This window comes from Nocardia sp. FBN12, from assembly GCF_054031145.1.
The window spans coordinates 4442684-4460540 of sequence record NZ_CM132926.1 but is presented as its reverse complement, the minus strand read 5'-3'; the positions used below and the strand labels follow the sequence as shown (position 1 = coordinate 4460540).

The following is a 17857-nucleotide window of genomic DNA, read 5'->3' as shown; positions in this document are numbered from 1 at the left end:
GTGCTGCCCCACTTCATCATTCGATCTATCCCCGGGCTCGAGGGCGCGCTATGCTGCCCGGCAGGGCCCCGCGCGCAGGTTCAGACCGCCGCGGGTCGAGTGGGGAGGCGGCGTAGCCGCACAAAAGGGAAGGTCAGAACACCGATCATGCGTGGCGTAAATGTGCTCTTTCGGCGGGTCGTGGCGGGCGCGGTGGTGGCGGTGCTGCCGTTCGGCGCGTCGGTCGCGCCCGCGGCCGCCGATGCCGACCCGTCCGCGATCGACTTCCGGGTTGACACGTCGATGGGCGAGATCAACACGAGAATCATCCGCGCGGCCGACGGCAATACCGATCGGGTGGTCTACCTGCTCGACGGCGAACGCGCCGAGGACGACCTCAACGGCTGGGAGAAGCACACCGATATCCCGGCGAAGATGGCGAAATTCAATATCAACGTGGTGATGCCGGTCGGCGGGCAGTCCAGTTTCTACGCCGACTGGGAGCAGCCGAGCAGCTTCAACGGCATCAACCTCGACGGGTCGATGCTGCCCAGCGCCGACTCCGGTTCCGCGATCGGCGGCTGGGAGGACACCCAGGGCAAGACCACCAAGTACATGTGGGAAACCTTCATCACCAAGACCCTGCCGGACGCCATGAAGTCCCGGCTCGGCTTCAGTTCCACCCGCAACGGTGTGGTCGGCCTGTCCAGCGGTGGTAGCGCGGCGATGTTGATGGCGGCCTACTACCCGGAGCAGTTCACCTACGCCGGGTCGCTGTCGGGCTACCTGCACATGTCGATGCCAGGCATGCGTGAGGCGCTCGGCGGGGCGATGATCGCCAGCGGTGGGTACAACATCGAGGCGATGGCGCCCGCGGGCAGCGAGAAGTGGAAGCGGATGGATCCTTACGGGTTCGCCGAGTTGCTGATCGCGAACAACACCCGGCTCTATGTCTCGGCGGGCAGCGCCAAGCCCGCCGACCAGGATCTGTCCTCGATCGACGCGATCACCCAGGGCATGCCGCTGGAAGCGATCGCCCTGGCCAATACTCGCTCGTTCGAAAAGCGGGTCACGGCACTGGGTTACGAGAACGTCAGCTACGACTTCCCCGACATCGGCATCCACAACTGGGGCACGTGGGAGCAGGTCGCCATCCGCTTGATGCCGGACATGGCGCGCAATATCGGCAAGCCGCTGCCCGCGGGTGCGACGCCGCCCGCCGGTGGTGGACCGCCCGCCGGTGGACCTCCTGCCGAAGGTGCGCCCGCCGGTGGTGAGCCGCCGAAGTAGTCTCCGCCGCAACCGAAACCGCCGCTACCTGGACAGGTAGCGGCGGTTCGTGTTTTCGGGACGTCAGTTGGTCTTGATCGGGGAGTCGGTGGTGCTGCCCCAGCGGGTTTCGGTGTGGACGGTGATGTCCGCCGGTGGCGCGGCGACGGTGCGGGTGAGGCGTTGGAGCTCGCCCCAGTCGCGGGTCCAGTCGTCGGCCAGGTAGGCGGGGATGGTGCGCGATTGCATGAGCATGCTGGTCCAGCCGAGGGGCCCGCCGCCGGTGTCGCCCTGCCAGGTTTCCGACACCTGGGCGTTGAGTTTGTCGGGCTGAATGCGCCAGATCGGCATCTCGGCGACGCCGTTGCGGTGATCGAACGGGCGCTGGCACGGGAAGGTCAGTCCCACATGCCAATCTGCCAGAATCGGGTCGGCGGCGCCGACGACGGTGTTGAGGCTCGACAGCTTCGGTAGGCGCGGTGGGGTGATCGCCAACCACTGCATGGGGTCGGGTTCCGAGGCGTCGGCGACGAGTCGAACCGCGGTGGTGCCCGCGGGGATTCGATCCAGCGCGATCGGGAGATTCCGCCAGCCCGGAGCGCCGCCGACTGTCGGTGGGATCACCTCACCCAGGGCCGCGATGGTTTCGCCGTCGCCGTGCCCGAACTCCAAGCGCAACCGTTGCCCCGGCATGCGCGAGCCATCGGGTGCGGTGGACTCGATGCGCCCGGCCACGGTCAGGATCAGCACCCGATATGCCGGGTTCTGCTGCACGGCAGCGAGATCCAGGCGATACCACTGTGTTGTCAGCTGTGTTCGCTGCGGCTCGCCACTCGAGTAGCTGCCGAGCACCGGCGTTCGTTCCGGGGCGAGTCCGAACGGCAATGCCACCGTGCTCCCGTTGACGCCCGTCACCGCGGGCCCGGATGCGCCCGGAGCTCCTGGCGGTCCCGCAGTGGGACCATTCGCCGGTGCGCCGTTCGCCCCGCTGCCCGGCGCTCCGTTCGCGCCACCGGGAGCGGCGCCACCACCAGGTGCCGCGCCGCCGCTCGGTCCGCTTCCGCTGGGACCAGGGCCGCCGGGTGCGCCCCCACCCGGTCCGCCACCACTCGGTCCAGGGCCCGAACCCGAAGGCGGGGCGGAGGATTGGCCGGGTCCGGGATCGGGGGCGAGGCTGTCGACGCCGTTCGGGGTGAAGCCGGTGTTCTCGGCGGCCAGCCCGTCGGCGACGGTGCCGCGGTACGGGGTGAGGAGTGAGTCCGCGGTATTCGTTTCGACGAGGACGTCATCGGCCATCGCACACTGGTCACCCGTCAACGCGCGGAGATTCGACAGCCCGACCGAGTAGGCGGGGTATTGCGAAATAGTCGCCGAGGCAAGCGATCCCACTTCGAACAGCACCATGGCAGCTGCGGTTACGGTCAGCGGCGCGACAGCCGGGAACCTGAGGTATGGACTGCTGCGGCACTGACCTGCGGAATCGCTGTCGGTTCCGTCACCGTCCGCGGCGCCAGGGGTGCCGCCGAGGTGGTCATCGGCATTGTCCCGCACGGCAGCGGCGATGGGCGCACGGTAGTACTGGAACAGCGCTGTGAGGAGGGTCGCGGCCGTAGCGGACAGGAAGAGGGTCGACAGCTCGATGCCGCCGAGGGTGGGCGCGCGGTCCGGCCAGGGGACGCCGTAGCCGGAGACGTACCACCAGCCGTTGGAGCCGGTGAAGCTCACGGCGAGCAGGAACAGCACCGCGGCGGCGAACAGGGTGCGGAGATAGTTCTGGCCGACGCGGAGCAGGGCCACCGCGGTGATCGCGGCGAGTGCGGCGGCCAGGCCCGCGTAGACGCCGAAGTGGTGGGTCCACTTGGTGGGGGTGAACATCATCAGCAGCAGAGCCATGCAGACAACGGCGAGGACTCGGGTCACCGGGCCACGGGCGGTCGCGGGAACGCGGCCGCGGCGCAGGGTCGCGACGATGCCGACGGCGAGGCACAGCAGCATGGCGAGGATGCCGAAGCGGCGGGCCAGGGAGCCGTCGGGGTTCACCGACAACAGCGAATCCCAGCGGGTGCGTTCCTCGAACCAGGACATGTCGGGGCCGACGAGCTGGCGGACGCGGGTGGCTTCGAGAACGGTCGCGAAGGTCTGGTCGGCGAAGACGACGACCAGCACCACGGTGCCCGCCGCGACGATCGGCGCAACGAGAGCGGTGTACCGGAGGAGAGTGGCTCCGCGCGCGGCTCCGCGCGGCTCCGGTGTGGCGCGGCTGATGATCGTGCGGAGCACCGGTCGCGAACCGGCCAACAGCGCTGCCACGCAGATCAATCCGGTGGGACCGGCCGCGAGGGAGAACGCGGCGATCAGTACCGCGACGGCGGCGGGCAGCAGCCGGCGGGTGGCGATCGCGCGTTCCATCGAACACCAGGTCAGCAGCGCGCCGAGCGCGATCAACGGTTCGGGGCGAAGGCCGTTGTTGTAGGGCAGCCAGATCGACAGGAAGATCAGCGCGGCCGTCCAGCGCGCCACCCGGCTCGAGGTGACACCGGAACCGAGGCGCGGCAACACTTCCCGGCTGAGCACCAGCCAGCACACGAACCCGGCGAGCAACGCGGGCAGCCGCATCCACAACCCGGTCTCGCTGACTCTGGTCATCTGCGCCAGCACCTCGTAGGGCCACCCGAACGGGGCCTCGGCGACCTGGAACCACCGGTAATAATTGGCGGTGTAGCCCGCTTCCTTCGACGCGCGCGCCATCGTGAGGATGTAGCCGTCGTCAGAACTGTTGGCGCCGATCACATGCCAGGTCACCAATGTGCCCGCGACCACCGCATCGAGACCGGTGAACCGCCACCAGCGCGCGGGCAGAACGCGTCGCGCCCGGCGTCCGTCGCGAGTATCGCCGCGGTGCAAGCAGATCAACGCCAGCAGCGCACTCGACACGGCCCCGATGATCGCCGCCAGTTTCCAGCCGCTCGGGCTCGACGAGAACCGCGCATCGATCTCGGCGTGCAGCCGGGCATCGCCCATCCGACCGCGATCCAGCTCGGTGAAGACCCCGACCACCTGCGGCCGCACATCGGCGTCCACGGTCGTCTTCATCGGCGACCCGTCGGCGCGAGTCATGCCCGTGAGCTCAGCGGTCGTGCTGGTCGCGGTGGAGACCACCGTCAACGCCCCGCATCGCGCGGCCGGCGCGTTCTCCGGCGCAGCGCCGCCGGGCGGCGGTGGGGTGGCCGAAGGTGGTGCACCGCTCGGCCCGTTCGGGGGAACGGCGCCGGATGGGGGAGCGGCGCCGGACGGGGGAGCGCTGCCGGACGGGGGAGCGCTGCCGGACGGGGGCGGGCCGCCGGGAGGTGTGGCCCCTGGCGGCTGGGCGCCGTTCGGCGGGGTGGGCGACGCGCTGTCAGGTGCGGCGCTGCCTGCGGTAGGCCGCGCGGGCTGGTTCGCTCCGGTAGGAGGCGGCGGGGTGTCTCGGCCCTCGGCGGCCGAGCCCTCCTTCGCGGGAACGTTTCCCGCGATATCCGCGATCGACGTGCTCAGCAGCAGTTTGTCACGCAACACCACCGACAGCGTCCGCCCAGCTCCCGGCCGGTCCTCGATCCGCGCGACCAATCCCTTCGAACCGGCTCGCGGCGCCTGGGCGGGCACCGTGGACAGCACGGTTGCGCCCGTCATATCCCGCAAAGCCGTGCACGGAATGCTCAGATCGAGCGATAACGGCACGTAGTCCACCAGTGGCGCGCTGAGCTGCATCGACTGAGGCTGCGGCCAATCCAGGCTCGCGCGCTGCTGGTGCACCGGCAACAGCGGGGTCGCCACCGCAAGCACTACACCCAGCGCCCCCGCCGCGATCCCGATTTTCTGCACTCGGCCGAAGCCGGAAGAATCTCCACCCACAAACGACGATGCTAGCCATGGCCGTAGGGGAGTTGTCGATCAGCGCGGGCGGCGCAGTTCGGTGACAGCGATCCGGGCCGCCTCGCCGATCGCGGCATCGACCACCGGCAGCACCGGATCGGCTCGGGCCGCACGGGTGAAAACCGCCACCGCCACGGGTGTTTCGCCGGGGAATTCGATCACGGCGACTTCGTTGCGGATCACCCCGATGGTGCCGGTCTTGCCCGCGACGAGCACGCCGCGATGCGGGAATCCGGCGGCGATGCGGTGCGGCCAGATCTGCTTGCTCATCACCGCGCGCGCGAATTCGCCGCTCGCCGTGGACAATATGTCGCCCGACCAGAGCTTCCACAGGAATCTGGTCATCTCCTCAGGGGTGGTGGCGCTGGCGTAAGAGGGGTCGTAGGCGGAGACGGTCCAGGCCTCGTCGTTGTCGGCCAGGGCCGCGAAAGCCTCTGCGGTGCTGTGGGTATCGGTGTCGCGGACCAGGCTGCGATGCTGGTCGGCGGTGCCGCCGACGATGCGGGTATCCGTCAGATCGAGTTCGTGCACGAGCTCGCTCACCGCGGCGAGGCCCACCTCACCGAGTAGCACGTCGGCGGCGGCGTTGTCGGACACCGTCATCATCGACGTGGCCAGATCGCGACGGCTCACGGTGACCGGATCACGCAGTGCCGCAATGCCGGTGGGACCCGGGGTGCAGTCGGTGGGGTCGATGGTGAGTGAGCCGACGGGGTCGATCAGGCCGCGATCGACCTGTCGGAGGAACGCTGCCAACAGCAGCAGTTTGTACACCGACGCGATCACCACCCGGTCGCGCCCACCGACGGAAACCTCGCCGGGGGAGCCGTCGCAGCGCCGGGCATGCAACCAGCCGACGCAGCCTGCGTCGGCGAACACGGCACGGATCCGGGCGATCGCCGATTCCGCGATGCCGGGCACGGTGTCGGCGCTGTTCGATCCGGGCCGCGCGTCGGTCGAGCCGAGCCATCCCGGATCGGGGGCACTGCCCGCTGTCGCCGCGTCGAACGCGCTCATCGCAGCCTCTCCCGATACAGCACCCGATCCAGCGCATCGGCATGCGTACCCGCGTCGGCGCGGCGAATCACCCTGACCCGCACGGCAATCGATTGCGGCGCCAAGGTCAGCCAGGCGACCCCCGGCGTCGAAGTCGGCGGGGTGGCGGTCACGCCGAAACTCGTACCCGCGGCGACGGCGGCCAGCACGGCGCGATCGTCGGGAGCCGCGAGCGGTGGCGCATCGAGGCCGCGCTCGCGTAACAGATCGGTGATGGCGTCGAAGGCAGGCGGGTTCGCGGCACGCGGTGGCTGGGCGAAGTTCAGGCCGGCGAGCATCGGGAAGGTCGGCCGCTCGGCGGTGGTGGTGCGGTGATCGGCGGGCACCACCAACCAGCGCGGCAACTTCACCACCGGTCCGGCCTCCACCCCGTCGACCAGCGCCGGATGTTCGATCACCGCCACATCGCACACACCCGCCCGTACTTCGGCGACGAGATCGACCGTCGTGCCCAGCGTTGTCGCCACGCTGCCACCCGCGGCGCGCAGGCCCGTGACGCACGCGGTGACCAGCCGATCGGGCAGCGCGCTCGTCGCCGCGAACCGCACGGTCCCGCTGAGCTGGGCGATCCGCTGTGATTCGGCGAGCAACCGGTCGGCGTCGTCGACGAGCAGCCGCGCGCGCGGCAGCAGGTGCCTGCCCGCGGTGGTGAGCAGCGCGCCCTGGTTGGTGCGATGGATCAGTTCGACGTCGAGATGCTGCTCGAGGCGGCGCAACCCCTGCGACAGCGGTGGTTGGGTCATGTCGAGCGCCGCTGCCGCCCGCCCGAAATGGCCCTCGTCCGCGACGGAGACGAAGAACCGGAGGTGGCGGATCAGATCCATATCCGCCATTGAACCAGCGCACTTGCCGCGACTCGGCCGATCTGCCGCGACGAGCTGCTCGGAATCGGCCATCCGCAGTGCCCTACCGCAGCTGAACTGCGGCGATATCGAGTGCGACTCGTCCAGGCCGCTGTCCGATATTGGCCGCGTAGCCGTCCGCGATGATGTGGTGCACCGGTGACTTCCTCGACACTGACGCCCCGCGTCCGGACCCGGATCGCCGCCGTCGCGCTGGCCATCTCGGCCGTGACCTTCACCGCCTGCTCGAGCAACGACGTCGAACAGACACCGAGTACTGCTACTGCCGCATCTGTCGCACCGTCCTTCGCCGATATGGAGACGAAATACGGTGCCCGACTAGGTCTCTCGGTCGTCGACACCGGCAGTGGTGCGACAGTGGCCTACCGGGAAGGGGAACGCTTCCCGATGGCGTCGACCTTCAAGGGCTTGGCGTGCGGCGCTCTCCTGCAGGCACATCCGCTGTCCACCGGCTATTTCGACCAGGTCATCCGCTACACCGCGGGCGACATCGTCGTGAACTCACCGGTGACGGAGAAACACATCGAGACCGGCATGACGGTCACCGCCCTCTGCGACGCGGCGATCACCATGTCCGACAACACCGCGGGCAACATGCTGCTCCGATTGCTCGGCGGCCCCGCAGGATTCACCGCCTTCCTGCGCACCCTCGGCGACACCGTCTCCCGCCTCGACCGCTGGGAACCCGAACTCAACACCGCCATCCCCGGCGACGAACGCGACACCACAACCGCCGCCGCCCTCGTCGCGAACTACCGCGCACTCGTCGTCGGCACCGCCCTCCCCGAACCCGAACGCACCCAGCTCGCCTCCTGGCTGAAGGCGAGCAAAACCGGTGCCAAGCGCATCAAGGCAGGCCTGCCGACGGACTGGATCGTCGGCGACAAAACAGGCAGCCCGGCCTACGGCTCCGCCCTCGACGTGGCCATCGCCTGGCCTCCTGGCCGCCAGCCCCTTGTCCTCGCTGTCCTGACCACCAAGCCGGACCAGAACGCGGAACCATCCAACGACCTCGTCGCCGAGGCGACGAGCACAGCGGTCGGCGAACTCCGGTAATCCTCAACCGATGCGCCACCCTGCGGTCACCGACCGCGTACAGCGCCGCTGATCGTCACCGACCCCGATGAACAGGGCTGTGAGCATCGGAATTCCGAAGTCGAGTGCCGCGGCGGGCAAGGGGCCGGTGGCGACGAGGCCGGCCAGTCCGTGGCCGATGGCCCAGCTCTGCGTCGCCAGGTCGAGTGGTTCGACATCGGCGCGGAACCGTCCAGCGGACTTGGCCGACTGCACGGCGGTGACCAGGCGTTCGAGCGTCGCATCCGCGGCCGCTGCGTCCTCGAGCGCGAAGCCGGCGTCGAACATCACCCGGTAGAGGTCGGGGTTGGTCAGTGCGTTGGACAGGTAGGCGCTGCCGAGTGCGGCCAGGTCGTGGACCGGGTCGTCGGTGGTCGGCACCTCGGTCAGGCGGGTGGCGAGGCGGGTGAACCCTTCCTGGCGAACCGCGCGCCACAGGCCGTCGATGCCGTCGAAGTAGGTGTAGACGGCCATGGTCGACACCTCGGTACCCGCCACGAGGCCACGCAGTGTGACCGGTTGCCGCTCGCGCAGCAGCAGTGCCGCGCGGTCGATCAGCATCGATCGCACCGCGAGATTCTTCGTCCTACCCATAGCGCAATATTACATAGCAGCGTTATGGTATTCGGTATGACTGTGGAACTGCTGAATCCGGACGGGCTGCCCAAGCCGGAGGTATACCGGCAACTCTCGATCGCGACGGGCTCTCGCCTGGTCTTCCTGGCCGGGCAGGTCGGCCGCGACGCCGACGGAAACCCGGTCGGCACAGACGATTTCGCCACCCAGGTCGAGCAGGCATACCTCAATGTCGGCACCGCGTTGGCCGCGGTCGGCGGTTCGTTCGACGATGTCGCGAAGCTGACGATCTATGTCGTCGACTGGAGCGCGGACAAGTACCCGCTGCTCGGTGCGGGTGTCGCCAGGGCCGCGGCGAAGCTCGGCGTCGATCCGGTCAAGCCGATCACCTTGATCGGGGTGGCCGCGCTCGGCGAACCGGATCTGCTCGTCGAGGTGGAGGCGACGGCCGTGCTCGACTAGCCTCTGAGTCACGTTGCCACGCCCGGTGGCGGGGGCTCGCGGAGCGGTCTGCGCAACGTCTTCCAGGATGGCAGTGATGAAGTTGACGGCGCGTTTACGCTGGATCGCCGCGCCCATTGTCGCCGTGGCCGCGCTGGTGCTGGTGGCGTTCGGTATTCGAGACACCGACACGTCGTGGTCGAGTGCGTGGGCGACCGCTGTGCAGTATCCGATCTACCAGAATTGGTCCGCGCTGGGTTTCACTGATCAGACTGTGCGACAAGTGATCCGACTGTCACAGGACGGTCCACAAGTCAGAATTCGGCTGTCGAATCGCTTCGGCGAGTACCCCTTGCCGATCGCCGCGGCGACGGTGGCGCGCAGCGCGGGCGGAGCATCCGTTGTCGCGGAGTCGGTGCGGGTGTTGACCGTTGCCGGGCATGCCGCTTTCGTTGTCGCCCCTGGCAACGAAATCGTCAGCGACGCAGTGGAATCGGTCGGGACGGTGATGACGATAACGCTCTACTTCGCCAGCCCCACCGGCCCGGCGACCCAGCACGGGCAGGCGCTGGCCACCACCTACCGAGCGAACGGCGATCACACCGCCGACCCGTCGGCGACACCCTTCACCGAAAGATCGCAGTCCTGGTACTACCTGGCAGGCGTCGACACCCTCGGGCCGAGCGAAGGCGACGTCACCGTGGCCTTCGGTGATTCGCTCACCGACGGCTTCCGCTCCACCCCCGACGCCGACCAGCGTTACCCCGACCAACTCGCCGCGGCCGGCCACCACGGCCCGGTCGTCAACGCCGGAATCAGCGGCAACCGGCTGATCACCGACTCGACCGTGCTCGGCGACAGCGCGATCGCGCGTTTCCGCCGCGACGTTCTCGAACAACCGGGCGTCGGCACCGCCGTCGTCCTGATCGGCATCAACGACATCGGCCTCTCGGGCAGCCCGGGTCCGGACGGCATCGTCTTCCCGCCGGTGTCGAAGGAACAGCTCATCGCCGGGTATCGGGACTTGATCGCCCAGGCGCGGGCGGCGGGGGTGCGCATCATCGGTGCGACGATCCTGCCGTTCGCCGGGTCCGCGTTCTTCTCGCCGGCGAAGGAGCTCCTGCGCGCCGAGGTGAACACCTGGATTCGCGACTCGGGCGCCTTCGACAAGGTGGTCGATCTCGCGCAAACGATGGCCGCACCCGATGATCGCACCCGCCTGGCCGACCGATTCGACAGCGGTGATTACCTGCACCCCAACGATTCCGGCTACCGAGCCATGGCCGAGGTAGTAGCCGCGGCGCTCGCGAGGTGACCACGGTCTCGTCCCGCCGGTCGCGACCAGGCCGAATGCTGACCCGTAGCCCAACGGCCGGTGAACCCTCATCGGTCGAGTGGCAGGTGGGGCGGGGGCTCGTTATGCTCGACCTCGAATTTCGAAACAGGCTGCCTGGCTGCGTGTTTGATCGACCACTGATGGCTGGGGGCCTGTGAGTACCGCGGAAGCACTGCCGATGGCGCAGACAGTAGCCGCACCGGCGAAGTCCGGTGACAGTGCCGGAGCCGTGGTGCTCGGCGCGGGGGTGGCCGTGGTGGCCATCGCCGCCGTGACCGCGGTGTTCGTGCCGTCCTCCATCGGTATCCCGGTGGTCGCCGCCGCTGTCGCCGCGGCACTGATCGGCTGCCCCGCGATCTGGTTCGCCTTCCGTCAACGCGCACAGGCGCGCGCCGGTCTTGCCGCCGCCCAGCGGGCCGAACAGCAATTGGCCGCCACCGTCGCCGAGGCGAGCGCGCGCCTGACCCAGGCCGACGAGCACACCGCGTCCTACGCCTGGGAAGCCCAGGAGAACGCGCGGCGTGGCGCGGCGGCACTGGCCGCCTTCGCCGGTGCCGCGGGTCGCATCCAGGCGATGACCACCTCGATGCTGGCCGAACTGCGCGAGATGGAACACCGGCACGCCGACCCGCGGGTGCTCACCGACCTGCTCCACATCGACCACCGCACCGCCCAGGCGGGCCGCCTCGCCGACAGCATCGCGGTGCTCTCGGGTGCGCGCACCGGCCGCCGCTGGGCGAAACCGATTGCGATGGAATCGATTCTGCGCGGCGCGATGGGGCGCGTCGCCGGGTATCAGCGCGTGCGGCTGCGGGCGATCGCCGAGATCGGCATCGCCGGGCATGCCGCAGAGGGCGTGATGCACACCCTGGCCGAGCTGCTCGACAATGCCTGCAACTTCTCCCCGCCGACCACCGAGGTGCACGTCTACGCCGCGGAAGTGCCCGCGGGTGTGGTGATCACGATCGAGGACAGCGGCCTGATCATGAGTGATTCCGCGCTGCGCCGTGCCGAGGCCGCCGTCTCCGGCCGCGATCGCCAGGGCAAGGGCGCCGACCTCGCCTCGCTGTCGGGCACCAGGCTCGGGCTCGCCGTGGTCGGGCACCTGGCGCGCAAACACGAACTCACCGTGTCGTATCGGCCGTCGGCGATCGGCGGCACCGCGGTGGTCGTCGTCATCCCGCGCGAGCTCACAGCGCGGGCCGAACGCCGCAGTCGCGCAGCGCTCACCTCACCGCGCGTCGCCGAGCCCGCCACGCTGAGCCAGTTCGACACCCCCATCCCCCGCAGGACTGCCACCGGCACCATGGATTCCGGCAACTCCGCCGACACCGGCGCATTGGACGCGGTCGAACCCCTCGGACAACACGCGCGACCGGAGCCGAACGGCACCACCCCCACGCTGCCGAAACGGCGCCGCGGCGACACCCTGGCCCAGGTCCACCCCGAAGGGCTCACGTCCGCGCCCACCGCCAAGGCGCCCCCGGCCAAGCCCACCGCGCTCGGCGCCTTCCAGCGTTCCGCGCCGGGCCGCAACCTCACCAGCCACGAACCGGGCAGCGCCGCCGCGCCTGTCGACCCACTGGAGGACCGATGACCACCACCGCACCGTCGAATCTCGGCTGGCTGCTCGAGAAACTGCTCGCCCGCACCCCACGCGCCAGGCACGCCCTGCTGCTCTCGGGTGACGGCCTGAAGATCTGCCACACACCGGAACTCGATGTGGACCGCGCCGATCAGCTGGCCGCGATCGCCGCCGGTTTCCAGAGCCTGTCGCACGGGGCATCCGTGGAGTTCGGTGACGGGCGTGGCGGAGTTCGCCAGTCGATGACCGAGTTCTACGGCGGCATCCTGTTCGTGGTCGAGGCGGGGCGCGGCGCGCACTTAGCGGTGGTCGCCGCCGAGGACGCCGACGCCGGCCTGGTCGGGCACACGATGCACGAGCTGGTCGAACAGCTCGGCGAGCACCTGGCGGCCCAGCCCCGGCGCGGAGCGATCGAGTGACCAGGGCAGGTCGCGACGACGATCCCGACCGTTTCTATACCCTGACCGGCGGCCGAGCGCCCGCGACCGAGGACTTCGACCTGGTCACCCTGGTGGTGAGCGAGTCGGCGCCCAGCGCGGGGATGTCCTCGGAACAGGTCGCGGTGCTCGACATGTGCCGGGCGCCGACCGCGGTGGTGGAGATCGCGGCCGAGCTGCGCCTGCCCGTCGGGGTCGCCACGGTTGTGCTGTCGGATCTGCTGGCCGCGGGCAAGATCACCGTGCGCCCACCGCTGTCGGCGGCGATGTCGCTGGATGCTTCCACCCTCGAGAAGGTGCTCGTTGGACTTCGCAAGCTCTGAGAACGTGCCCGAGCGGGCGAGAGCGCCGCTGCACAGCACGGCAAAGCACGGGTTGAAGATCGTGGTCATCGGTGGATTCGGTGTCGGCAAAACGACATTGGTGCGTTCGGTGAGCGAGATCAGGCCACTCGACACCGAGGCCACCATGACCGACGTCGGCACCGACGTCGACGATACGAGCGGGGTACCGGGCAAGTCGACCACCACCGTCGCCTTCGATTTCGGCCGCATCACCCTCGACGAAGAACACGTGCTCTATCTGTTCGGAGCCCCTGGGCAGCAACGGTTCTGGTTCCTCTGGGACCGGCTGTTCGCGGGTGCGCTCGGCGCGATCGTGCTGGTGGACCAGCGCCGGATCAGCGACTCCTGGTACGCGATCGACCGGCTCGAGCATCAGGGCACCCCGTTCGTGGTGGCCTGCAACGACTTCGGCGATTCCCATGCGCCCGATGCCGTGCGCGACGCGCTGGATCTCGATCCGGCGGTGCCGCTGCTGATGTGTGACGCGCGCTCGCGCGAATCGAGCAAGCAGGTGTTGATCGCATTGGTCGAGCACCTGTATTCCGCTGTCCCACAGGGAGAACCCGTCTGATGAGCACACCGACCGGCGCCTGCCCGATCACCGGCGCGGTGCCGTTGAGCGGTCCGGAGTTCCACCTCGAACCGCACGAGGTCTATCGGCGGATGCGCCGCGATCACGGCCCGGTCGTCGAGGTCGAGCTGCCCGGCGGGTTCCCGGCGTGGCTGATCATCGGTTATCGCGAACTGCACCAGGTGACCAGTGATCCGCTGCTGTTCCCGCGCGATGTGTCGCTGTGGAATCAGTGGGGCCGGGTGCCGGAGGACTGGCCGCTGCTGCCGATGGTGGGGCACCCCATGCCCTCGATCTACTTCACCGCCGGCGCCGAACATCGCAGGCATCTGGCGATGGTGGAACCGGCGCTGGACGCGGTCGACCACTTCGAATTGCGCAGGGCCTGTGAGGAACTCGCCGACCGCTTGGTCGACGGATTCTGCGGTCGCGGCAGCGCCGACCTGGTCGCCGAGTTCGCGGTGCCGCTGCCCGCGCTCGCCCTGGCGCGCATTCTCGGCCTGCCCGACAACGACGCCGCCGACCTCGCCCTGGCGATGAAGCAGCTCGCCGACGGCGGCGCCGACGCCCAGGCCGGCCACGTCCGTTTCGGCGAACACATGGCGCGCCTGGTCGCGGCCAAACGAGCCCGTCCCGCGGGCGATCTGGCATCGCTGATGCTGGCCGACCCCGAGCCGTTCACCGACGAGGAGTACATGAACGACCTGATGGCGATCGCCGCCGCGGGTCACCTCACCACCGCAGACTGGCTCGGCAGCTCGATGCGGTTGATGCTCACCGACGACCGGTTCGCGAACGCGCTCGGCGGTGGCAGGCGCAGTGTCGGCGAGGCCATGAACGAGGTGCTCTGGGAAGAGGGACCGACCTCGATCCTGGCGGGCCGGTGGGCCGCGCGCGACACCCGGCTCGCCGACAAGACGATCAGGGCGGGCGACATGCTGCTGCTCGGTCTCGCGGCCGCCAATCTCGATCCGCATGTGCGCCAATCGTTTACCGAGGGCGGCTCCGTGCCCACCGGTAACAACGCCCACTTCGCGTTCAGCTACGGCGAATACCGCTGTCCTTTCCCGGCACAGCAGATCGCGGAGATCATCGCCAGGACCGGGATCGAGGTGCTGCTCGACCGGCTCCCCGATGTCGACCTCGGTGTGCCCGCCGACCAGCTCACCCGACGACCTTCGGCTTTCCTTCGGGGCATGTCCGCACTGCCCGTTCGTTTCACACCAGTTCGACCCGTCGGAGGTTTTTCGTGAGTTCCCCATGCCCCTTTGCCATCGATCCTATGGTCGGTGACCTCAACGGGGAGACCGCCCGACTTCGCGAGCTCGGCCCGATCACCAAGATCGACTTGCTCGGCGTGCCCGCCTGGACCGTCACCGATCACGCCATCGCGCGCCAGCTGACCACCGACACCCGCCTGGTCAAGGACATCAACGCGTGGTCGCTGTACGCCGACGGCGTGGTGACCGACCAGTGGCCGCTGATCGGGATGGTCCTCGTCGACCGTTCGATGTTCAGCGTCGACGGCGCCGAGCACCGCCGGTTGCGGCTCAAAACGGCGCAGGCGCTGGCCCCGCGGCGGCTCGAAGAGCTACGCCCGGTCATCGAGCAGCTCACCGCCGACCTGCTCGACGACCTCGAGGCCGCCGGTACCGATGGCGCACCGGTGGACCTCAAGGAGGTCTTCGCCTACCCGCTGCCGATGCGCGTGGTCGGCGACCTGATGGGAGTCGCGCGCGAAGACCACGCGCAGCTGCTGGACTGGTACAAGAAGTTCTTCTCGGTGATGACTCCGCAGGACGAGCGCCTCCAGGTGATGGGTGGCCTCGATGTGTACTTCACTGACCTGGTCCGGGAGAAGATCGCGAACCCGGCCGACGATCTGACCTCGGCGTTCGTCACCGCCGACGAGGGTGGCGAGCCGCTCACCGAGGAAGAGGCGATCGGCAATATCAAGGCCCTCGTCGCCGCGGGCCACGAGACCACCGTGAGCCTGATCATCAACACCGTGCGCGCGCTGCTCGGCGAACCCGAGCAGCTGGCGAAAGTCCTTGCCGGCGAGGTGGAATGGAAGCAGGTGATCGAGGAGTCGCTGCGCTGGGACGGGCCGGTCTCGCACCTGCTGATGCGTTTCGCCACCGAGGACATCACCGTCGGCGACACCGTGATCGCCAAGGGTGAGGGCGTGGTGATGTCCTACCGCGCCATCGGCCGCGACACCGCCGTGCACGGCGAGACCGTCGACGAATTCGACGTCACCCGCGCGAGCGCCAACCGCCACTTGGCTTTCGGCTACGGCCCGCACATCTGCCCCGGCGCCGCGCTGTCGCGGCTGGAAGCCGCGATCGCGCTGCCCGCGCTGTTCGCCCGCTTCCCGAAGCTGCGGCTTGCCGTGCCCGACAGTGAGCTTGGCAACCTGCCGGTGCTCACGCAGAACGATCTGGCCGCGTTGCCGATCATCCTGAGCTGACCGGCGTCGCGTCGCGCCCGGTGGTCCTACGCCGGGCGCGACGCTTTTCCTCTACAGGCCCAGATCGCGGCCGATCAGTTCCTTCATGATCTCGTTGGAACCCGCCCAGATCTTGGTGACCCGAGCGTCCATCCACGCCCGGGCGACCCGGTATTCGCGCATGTAGCCGTAGCCGCCGTGCAGCTGCACACAGGCATCGAGGACCTCGTTCTGCACCTGCGCCGACCACCACTTCGCCTTCGCGGCATCCACCGCGGAGAGCTCGCCGGCCGCGTGAGCCGCGACGCCCTGATCGACGAATGCCTGGGTCACTTCGATTTTGGTGACCAGTTCGGCGAAAAGGAACTTGTTGTACTGGAAGCTGCCGATCTGCTGCCCGAAAGCCTTGCGCTCCTTGGCATATTGCAGTGTCTCGTCCAGGATCGCGGCGGCATGAGCGAGATTGGAGACCGCGGCGCCGATGCGTTCCTGCGGTAGTCGCTCCATCATCGCGATGAAACCGCGGTCGACTTCGCCGATCCGGTTGGCGTCGGGAACGCGCACATTGTCGAAGAACAGCTCGGCGGTATCGGATTCGGGCTGACCCACCTTGTCGAGTTTGCGCCCGCGGGTGAAGCCGTCCATCCCGTTCTCGATGGCGAACAGCGTGATGCCCTTGGCCTTCTTCTCCGGGCTGGTGCGGGCGGCGACGATAACCAGGTCGGCGTTGAAACCGTTGGTGATGAACGTCTTCGAGCCGCTGATGATCCAGTCGTCGCCGTCGCGCACGGCGGTGGTCTTCAGCGCGGCCAGGTCGGAACCGCCCGACGGCTCGGTCATGCCGATGGCCGTGAGGAGCTCTCCGGTGCAGAATTTCGGTAGCCAGCGCTGCTTCTGCTCGTCGGTGGTGAGTTCGACGAGATACGGCGCGCACACGTCGTAGTGGATGCCGAACGAGGACGACAACGCCGCGCCCGCCTTGGCCAACTCCTCGCCGAGGACCGCGTTGAACCGGTAGTCACCCGCGTCGCTGCCACCGAACTCCTCGGGCACACCGAGGCCGAGGTAGCCCATTTCACCTGCAGCGAGCCAGGTTTCGCGATCGATCGCGCGCTCTTCGACGAAGCGTTCGGCGTTCGGCTCGATCGAGCGCTTGACGAACTCGGCGACCGACGCGCGGAAGGCGTCGTGGTCCTCGGTGTAGATGGAGCGCTTCATGGTGTCCTTTCGCTGACTTACTGTTCGGGCCGTTCGCCCAGCAGAACCAACGACGCCTGGACAACTCTGGCCGCGTCGGGGTCCGCACCGCTGATCACGTCGGTGTAGATGAAGGTCTCGGTGATCCGCACCAGCAGCAGTGCCAATTCCGGCACCGGCAGGAGCGGGTCGAGCTGTTGTGCCGAAATCTCTTCGGCGAGTAGGTCTTCCACGATCGCGACAACGCGGTGCTGCACCGATCCCGCACGGGTGGTGAGCAATCGCAGCGCCCGCTCCGGCTCTCGGACCAGGAACTCGCGGAAGGCGTCGGAGGTGTTGGTGGCGTGGGCGAAATCGCCGAGGATCGTCGCGATGCGGTGCGCGCCATGGCCGGGGGCCGCGGCGGCCGCGCGTCGCAGGGTCGGCTCGGTGATCGACCAGATCACCTCGGCCAGCAACTCGTCGCGCCCACCGACCCAGCGGAACAGTGTCGCCCGGTTCACGCCGAGCGCGACGGCGAGTTCCTTCATCTCCAGTCGGTGCCCGGCCAGGAACACGGCCCTGGCGGCGCGAAACGCGCTCACGGCATCGGGACGGGCGGCCGCCTCCTGAAGTCGCTTCTCCAGGGCTGTCTGCTCGATCACGTCACCTCCATGCACCGTTTCCTACAGTGTATGAATCATGCAACGTCTGTCAATATGTTGCACTCGGGAGACAAGAACGGGCACAAAAAACTCCCCGGTCACCAAGACCGAGGAGTTCTCGTTG

The 17857-nt window shown here is 68.6% G+C and carries 16 protein-coding genes; 10 read left to right on the top strand and 6 right to left on the bottom strand.

The genetic code is table 11. The features are described 5' to 3' along the window. Positions 1 to 147 precede the first annotated feature (147 nt). Positions 148 to 1269 (top strand): alpha/beta hydrolase, encoded by a 1122-nt coding sequence (locus ACWZHB_RS21135; RefSeq protein WP_427903574.1) that lies wholly within the window; start codon positions 148 to 150, stop codon positions 1267 to 1269. A gap of 63 nt (positions 1270 to 1332) precedes the next feature. Here the strand turns inward: ACWZHB_RS21135 and ACWZHB_RS21130 are convergent, their stop codons facing one another. From ACWZHB_RS21130 to ACWZHB_RS21120, 3 genes are all read right to left on the bottom strand, one after another. Next, positions 1333 to 5139: an arabinosyltransferase domain-containing protein gene (locus ACWZHB_RS21130; protein WP_427903573.1), complete on the bottom strand. Its 3807-nt coding sequence runs from the start codon at positions 5137 to 5139 to the stop codon at positions 1333 to 1335. 39 nt (positions 5140 to 5178) lie between these two features. Further along, a complete protein-coding gene (locus ACWZHB_RS21125; protein WP_427909243.1) occupies positions 5179 to 6072 on the bottom strand; it encodes a serine hydrolase in 894 nt (297 codons plus the stop codon). 101 nt (positions 6073 to 6173) lie between these two features. After that, positions 6174 to 7049 carry a LysR family transcriptional regulator gene (locus tag ACWZHB_RS21120; protein WP_427903572.1) on the bottom strand — a complete coding sequence of 292 codons (876 nt, stop codon included), beginning with the start codon at positions 7047 to 7049 and terminating at the stop codon, positions 6174 to 6176. A gap of 168 nt (positions 7050 to 7217) precedes the next feature. On the opposite strand from ACWZHB_RS21120, the gene bla reads away from it, so the two are divergent. Continuing rightward, positions 7218 to 8135 carry a class A beta-lactamase gene (gene bla, locus ACWZHB_RS21115; protein WP_427903571.1) on the top strand — a complete coding sequence of 306 codons (918 nt, stop codon included), beginning with the start codon at positions 7218 to 7220 and terminating at the stop codon, positions 8133 to 8135. Between the two features lie 3 nt (positions 8136 to 8138). Here the strand turns inward: bla and ACWZHB_RS21110 are convergent, their stop codons facing one another. After that, positions 8139 to 8747, bottom strand: a complete 609-nt coding sequence (locus ACWZHB_RS21110; protein ID WP_427903570.1) for a TetR/AcrR family transcriptional regulator — start codon at positions 8745 to 8747, stop codon at positions 8139 to 8141. A 36-nt stretch (positions 8748 to 8783) separates the two neighbouring features. Between ACWZHB_RS21110 and ACWZHB_RS21105 the strand changes: the two genes are divergently transcribed. The 8 genes from ACWZHB_RS21105 to ACWZHB_RS21070 all read left to right on the top strand — a co-directional run bounded on the left by ACWZHB_RS21105 (position 8784) and on the right by ACWZHB_RS21070 (position 15913). Next, entirely contained in the window at positions 8784 to 9191 is a 408-nt protein-coding gene (locus ACWZHB_RS21105) for a RidA family protein (RefSeq protein WP_427903569.1), read from the top strand. Positions 9192 to 9267: 76 nt separating this feature from the next. Beyond that, positions 9268 to 10485: an SGNH/GDSL hydrolase family protein gene (locus tag ACWZHB_RS21100; RefSeq protein ID WP_427903568.1), complete on the top strand. Its 1218-nt coding sequence runs from the start codon at positions 9268 to 9270 to the stop codon at positions 10483 to 10485. Between the two features lie 199 nt (positions 10486 to 10684). Then, positions 10685 to 12103 (top strand): sensor histidine kinase, encoded by a 1419-nt coding sequence (locus ACWZHB_RS21095; protein WP_427903567.1) that lies wholly within the window; start codon positions 10685 to 10687, stop codon positions 12101 to 12103. Then, positions 12100 to 12510, top strand: coding sequence for a roadblock/LC7 domain-containing protein (locus ACWZHB_RS21090; protein ID WP_427903566.1), 411 nt, complete (start codon positions 12100 to 12102; stop codon positions 12508 to 12510). The genes ACWZHB_RS21095 and ACWZHB_RS21090 overlap by 4 nt, the downstream gene beginning before the upstream one ends. Further along, on the top strand, positions 12507 to 12851 hold the full coding sequence (locus ACWZHB_RS21085; RefSeq protein WP_427903565.1) for a DUF742 domain-containing protein: 345 nt from the start codon (positions 12507 to 12509) through the stop codon (positions 12849 to 12851). The genes ACWZHB_RS21090 and ACWZHB_RS21085 overlap by 4 nt, the downstream gene beginning before the upstream one ends. 52 nt (positions 12852 to 12903) lie before the next feature. Next, complete coding sequence (locus ACWZHB_RS21080; RefSeq protein ID WP_427909242.1) at positions 12904 to 13443, top strand: GTP-binding protein; 540 nt, start codon at positions 12904 to 12906, stop codon at positions 13441 to 13443. Next, positions 13443 to 14696 carry a cytochrome P450 gene (locus tag ACWZHB_RS21075; RefSeq protein WP_427903564.1) on the top strand — a complete coding sequence of 418 codons (1254 nt, stop codon included), beginning with the start codon at positions 13443 to 13445 and terminating at the stop codon, positions 14694 to 14696. Before ACWZHB_RS21080 ends, ACWZHB_RS21075 begins: the two co-directional genes overlap by 1 nt. A gap of 29 nt (positions 14697 to 14725) precedes the next feature. Then, a complete protein-coding gene (locus tag ACWZHB_RS21070) occupies positions 14726 to 15913 on the top strand; it encodes a cytochrome P450 family protein (protein WP_427903563.1) in 1188 nt (395 codons plus the stop codon). A 51-nt stretch (positions 15914 to 15964) separates the two neighbouring features. On the opposite strand, the gene ACWZHB_RS21065 is transcribed toward ACWZHB_RS21070, so the two are convergent. Together ACWZHB_RS21065 and ACWZHB_RS21060 are read right to left on the bottom strand one after the other, a co-directional pair. After that, on the bottom strand, positions 15965 to 17110 hold the full coding sequence (locus tag ACWZHB_RS21065) for an acyl-CoA dehydrogenase family protein (protein ID WP_427903562.1): 1146 nt from the start codon (positions 17108 to 17110) through the stop codon (positions 15965 to 15967). 17 nt (positions 17111 to 17127) lie between these two features. Beyond that, positions 17128 to 17733, bottom strand: coding sequence for a QsdR family transcriptional regulator (locus ACWZHB_RS21060; RefSeq protein WP_427903561.1), 606 nt, complete (start codon positions 17731 to 17733; stop codon positions 17128 to 17130). Between the last annotated feature and the right edge of the window lie 124 nt (positions 17734 to 17857).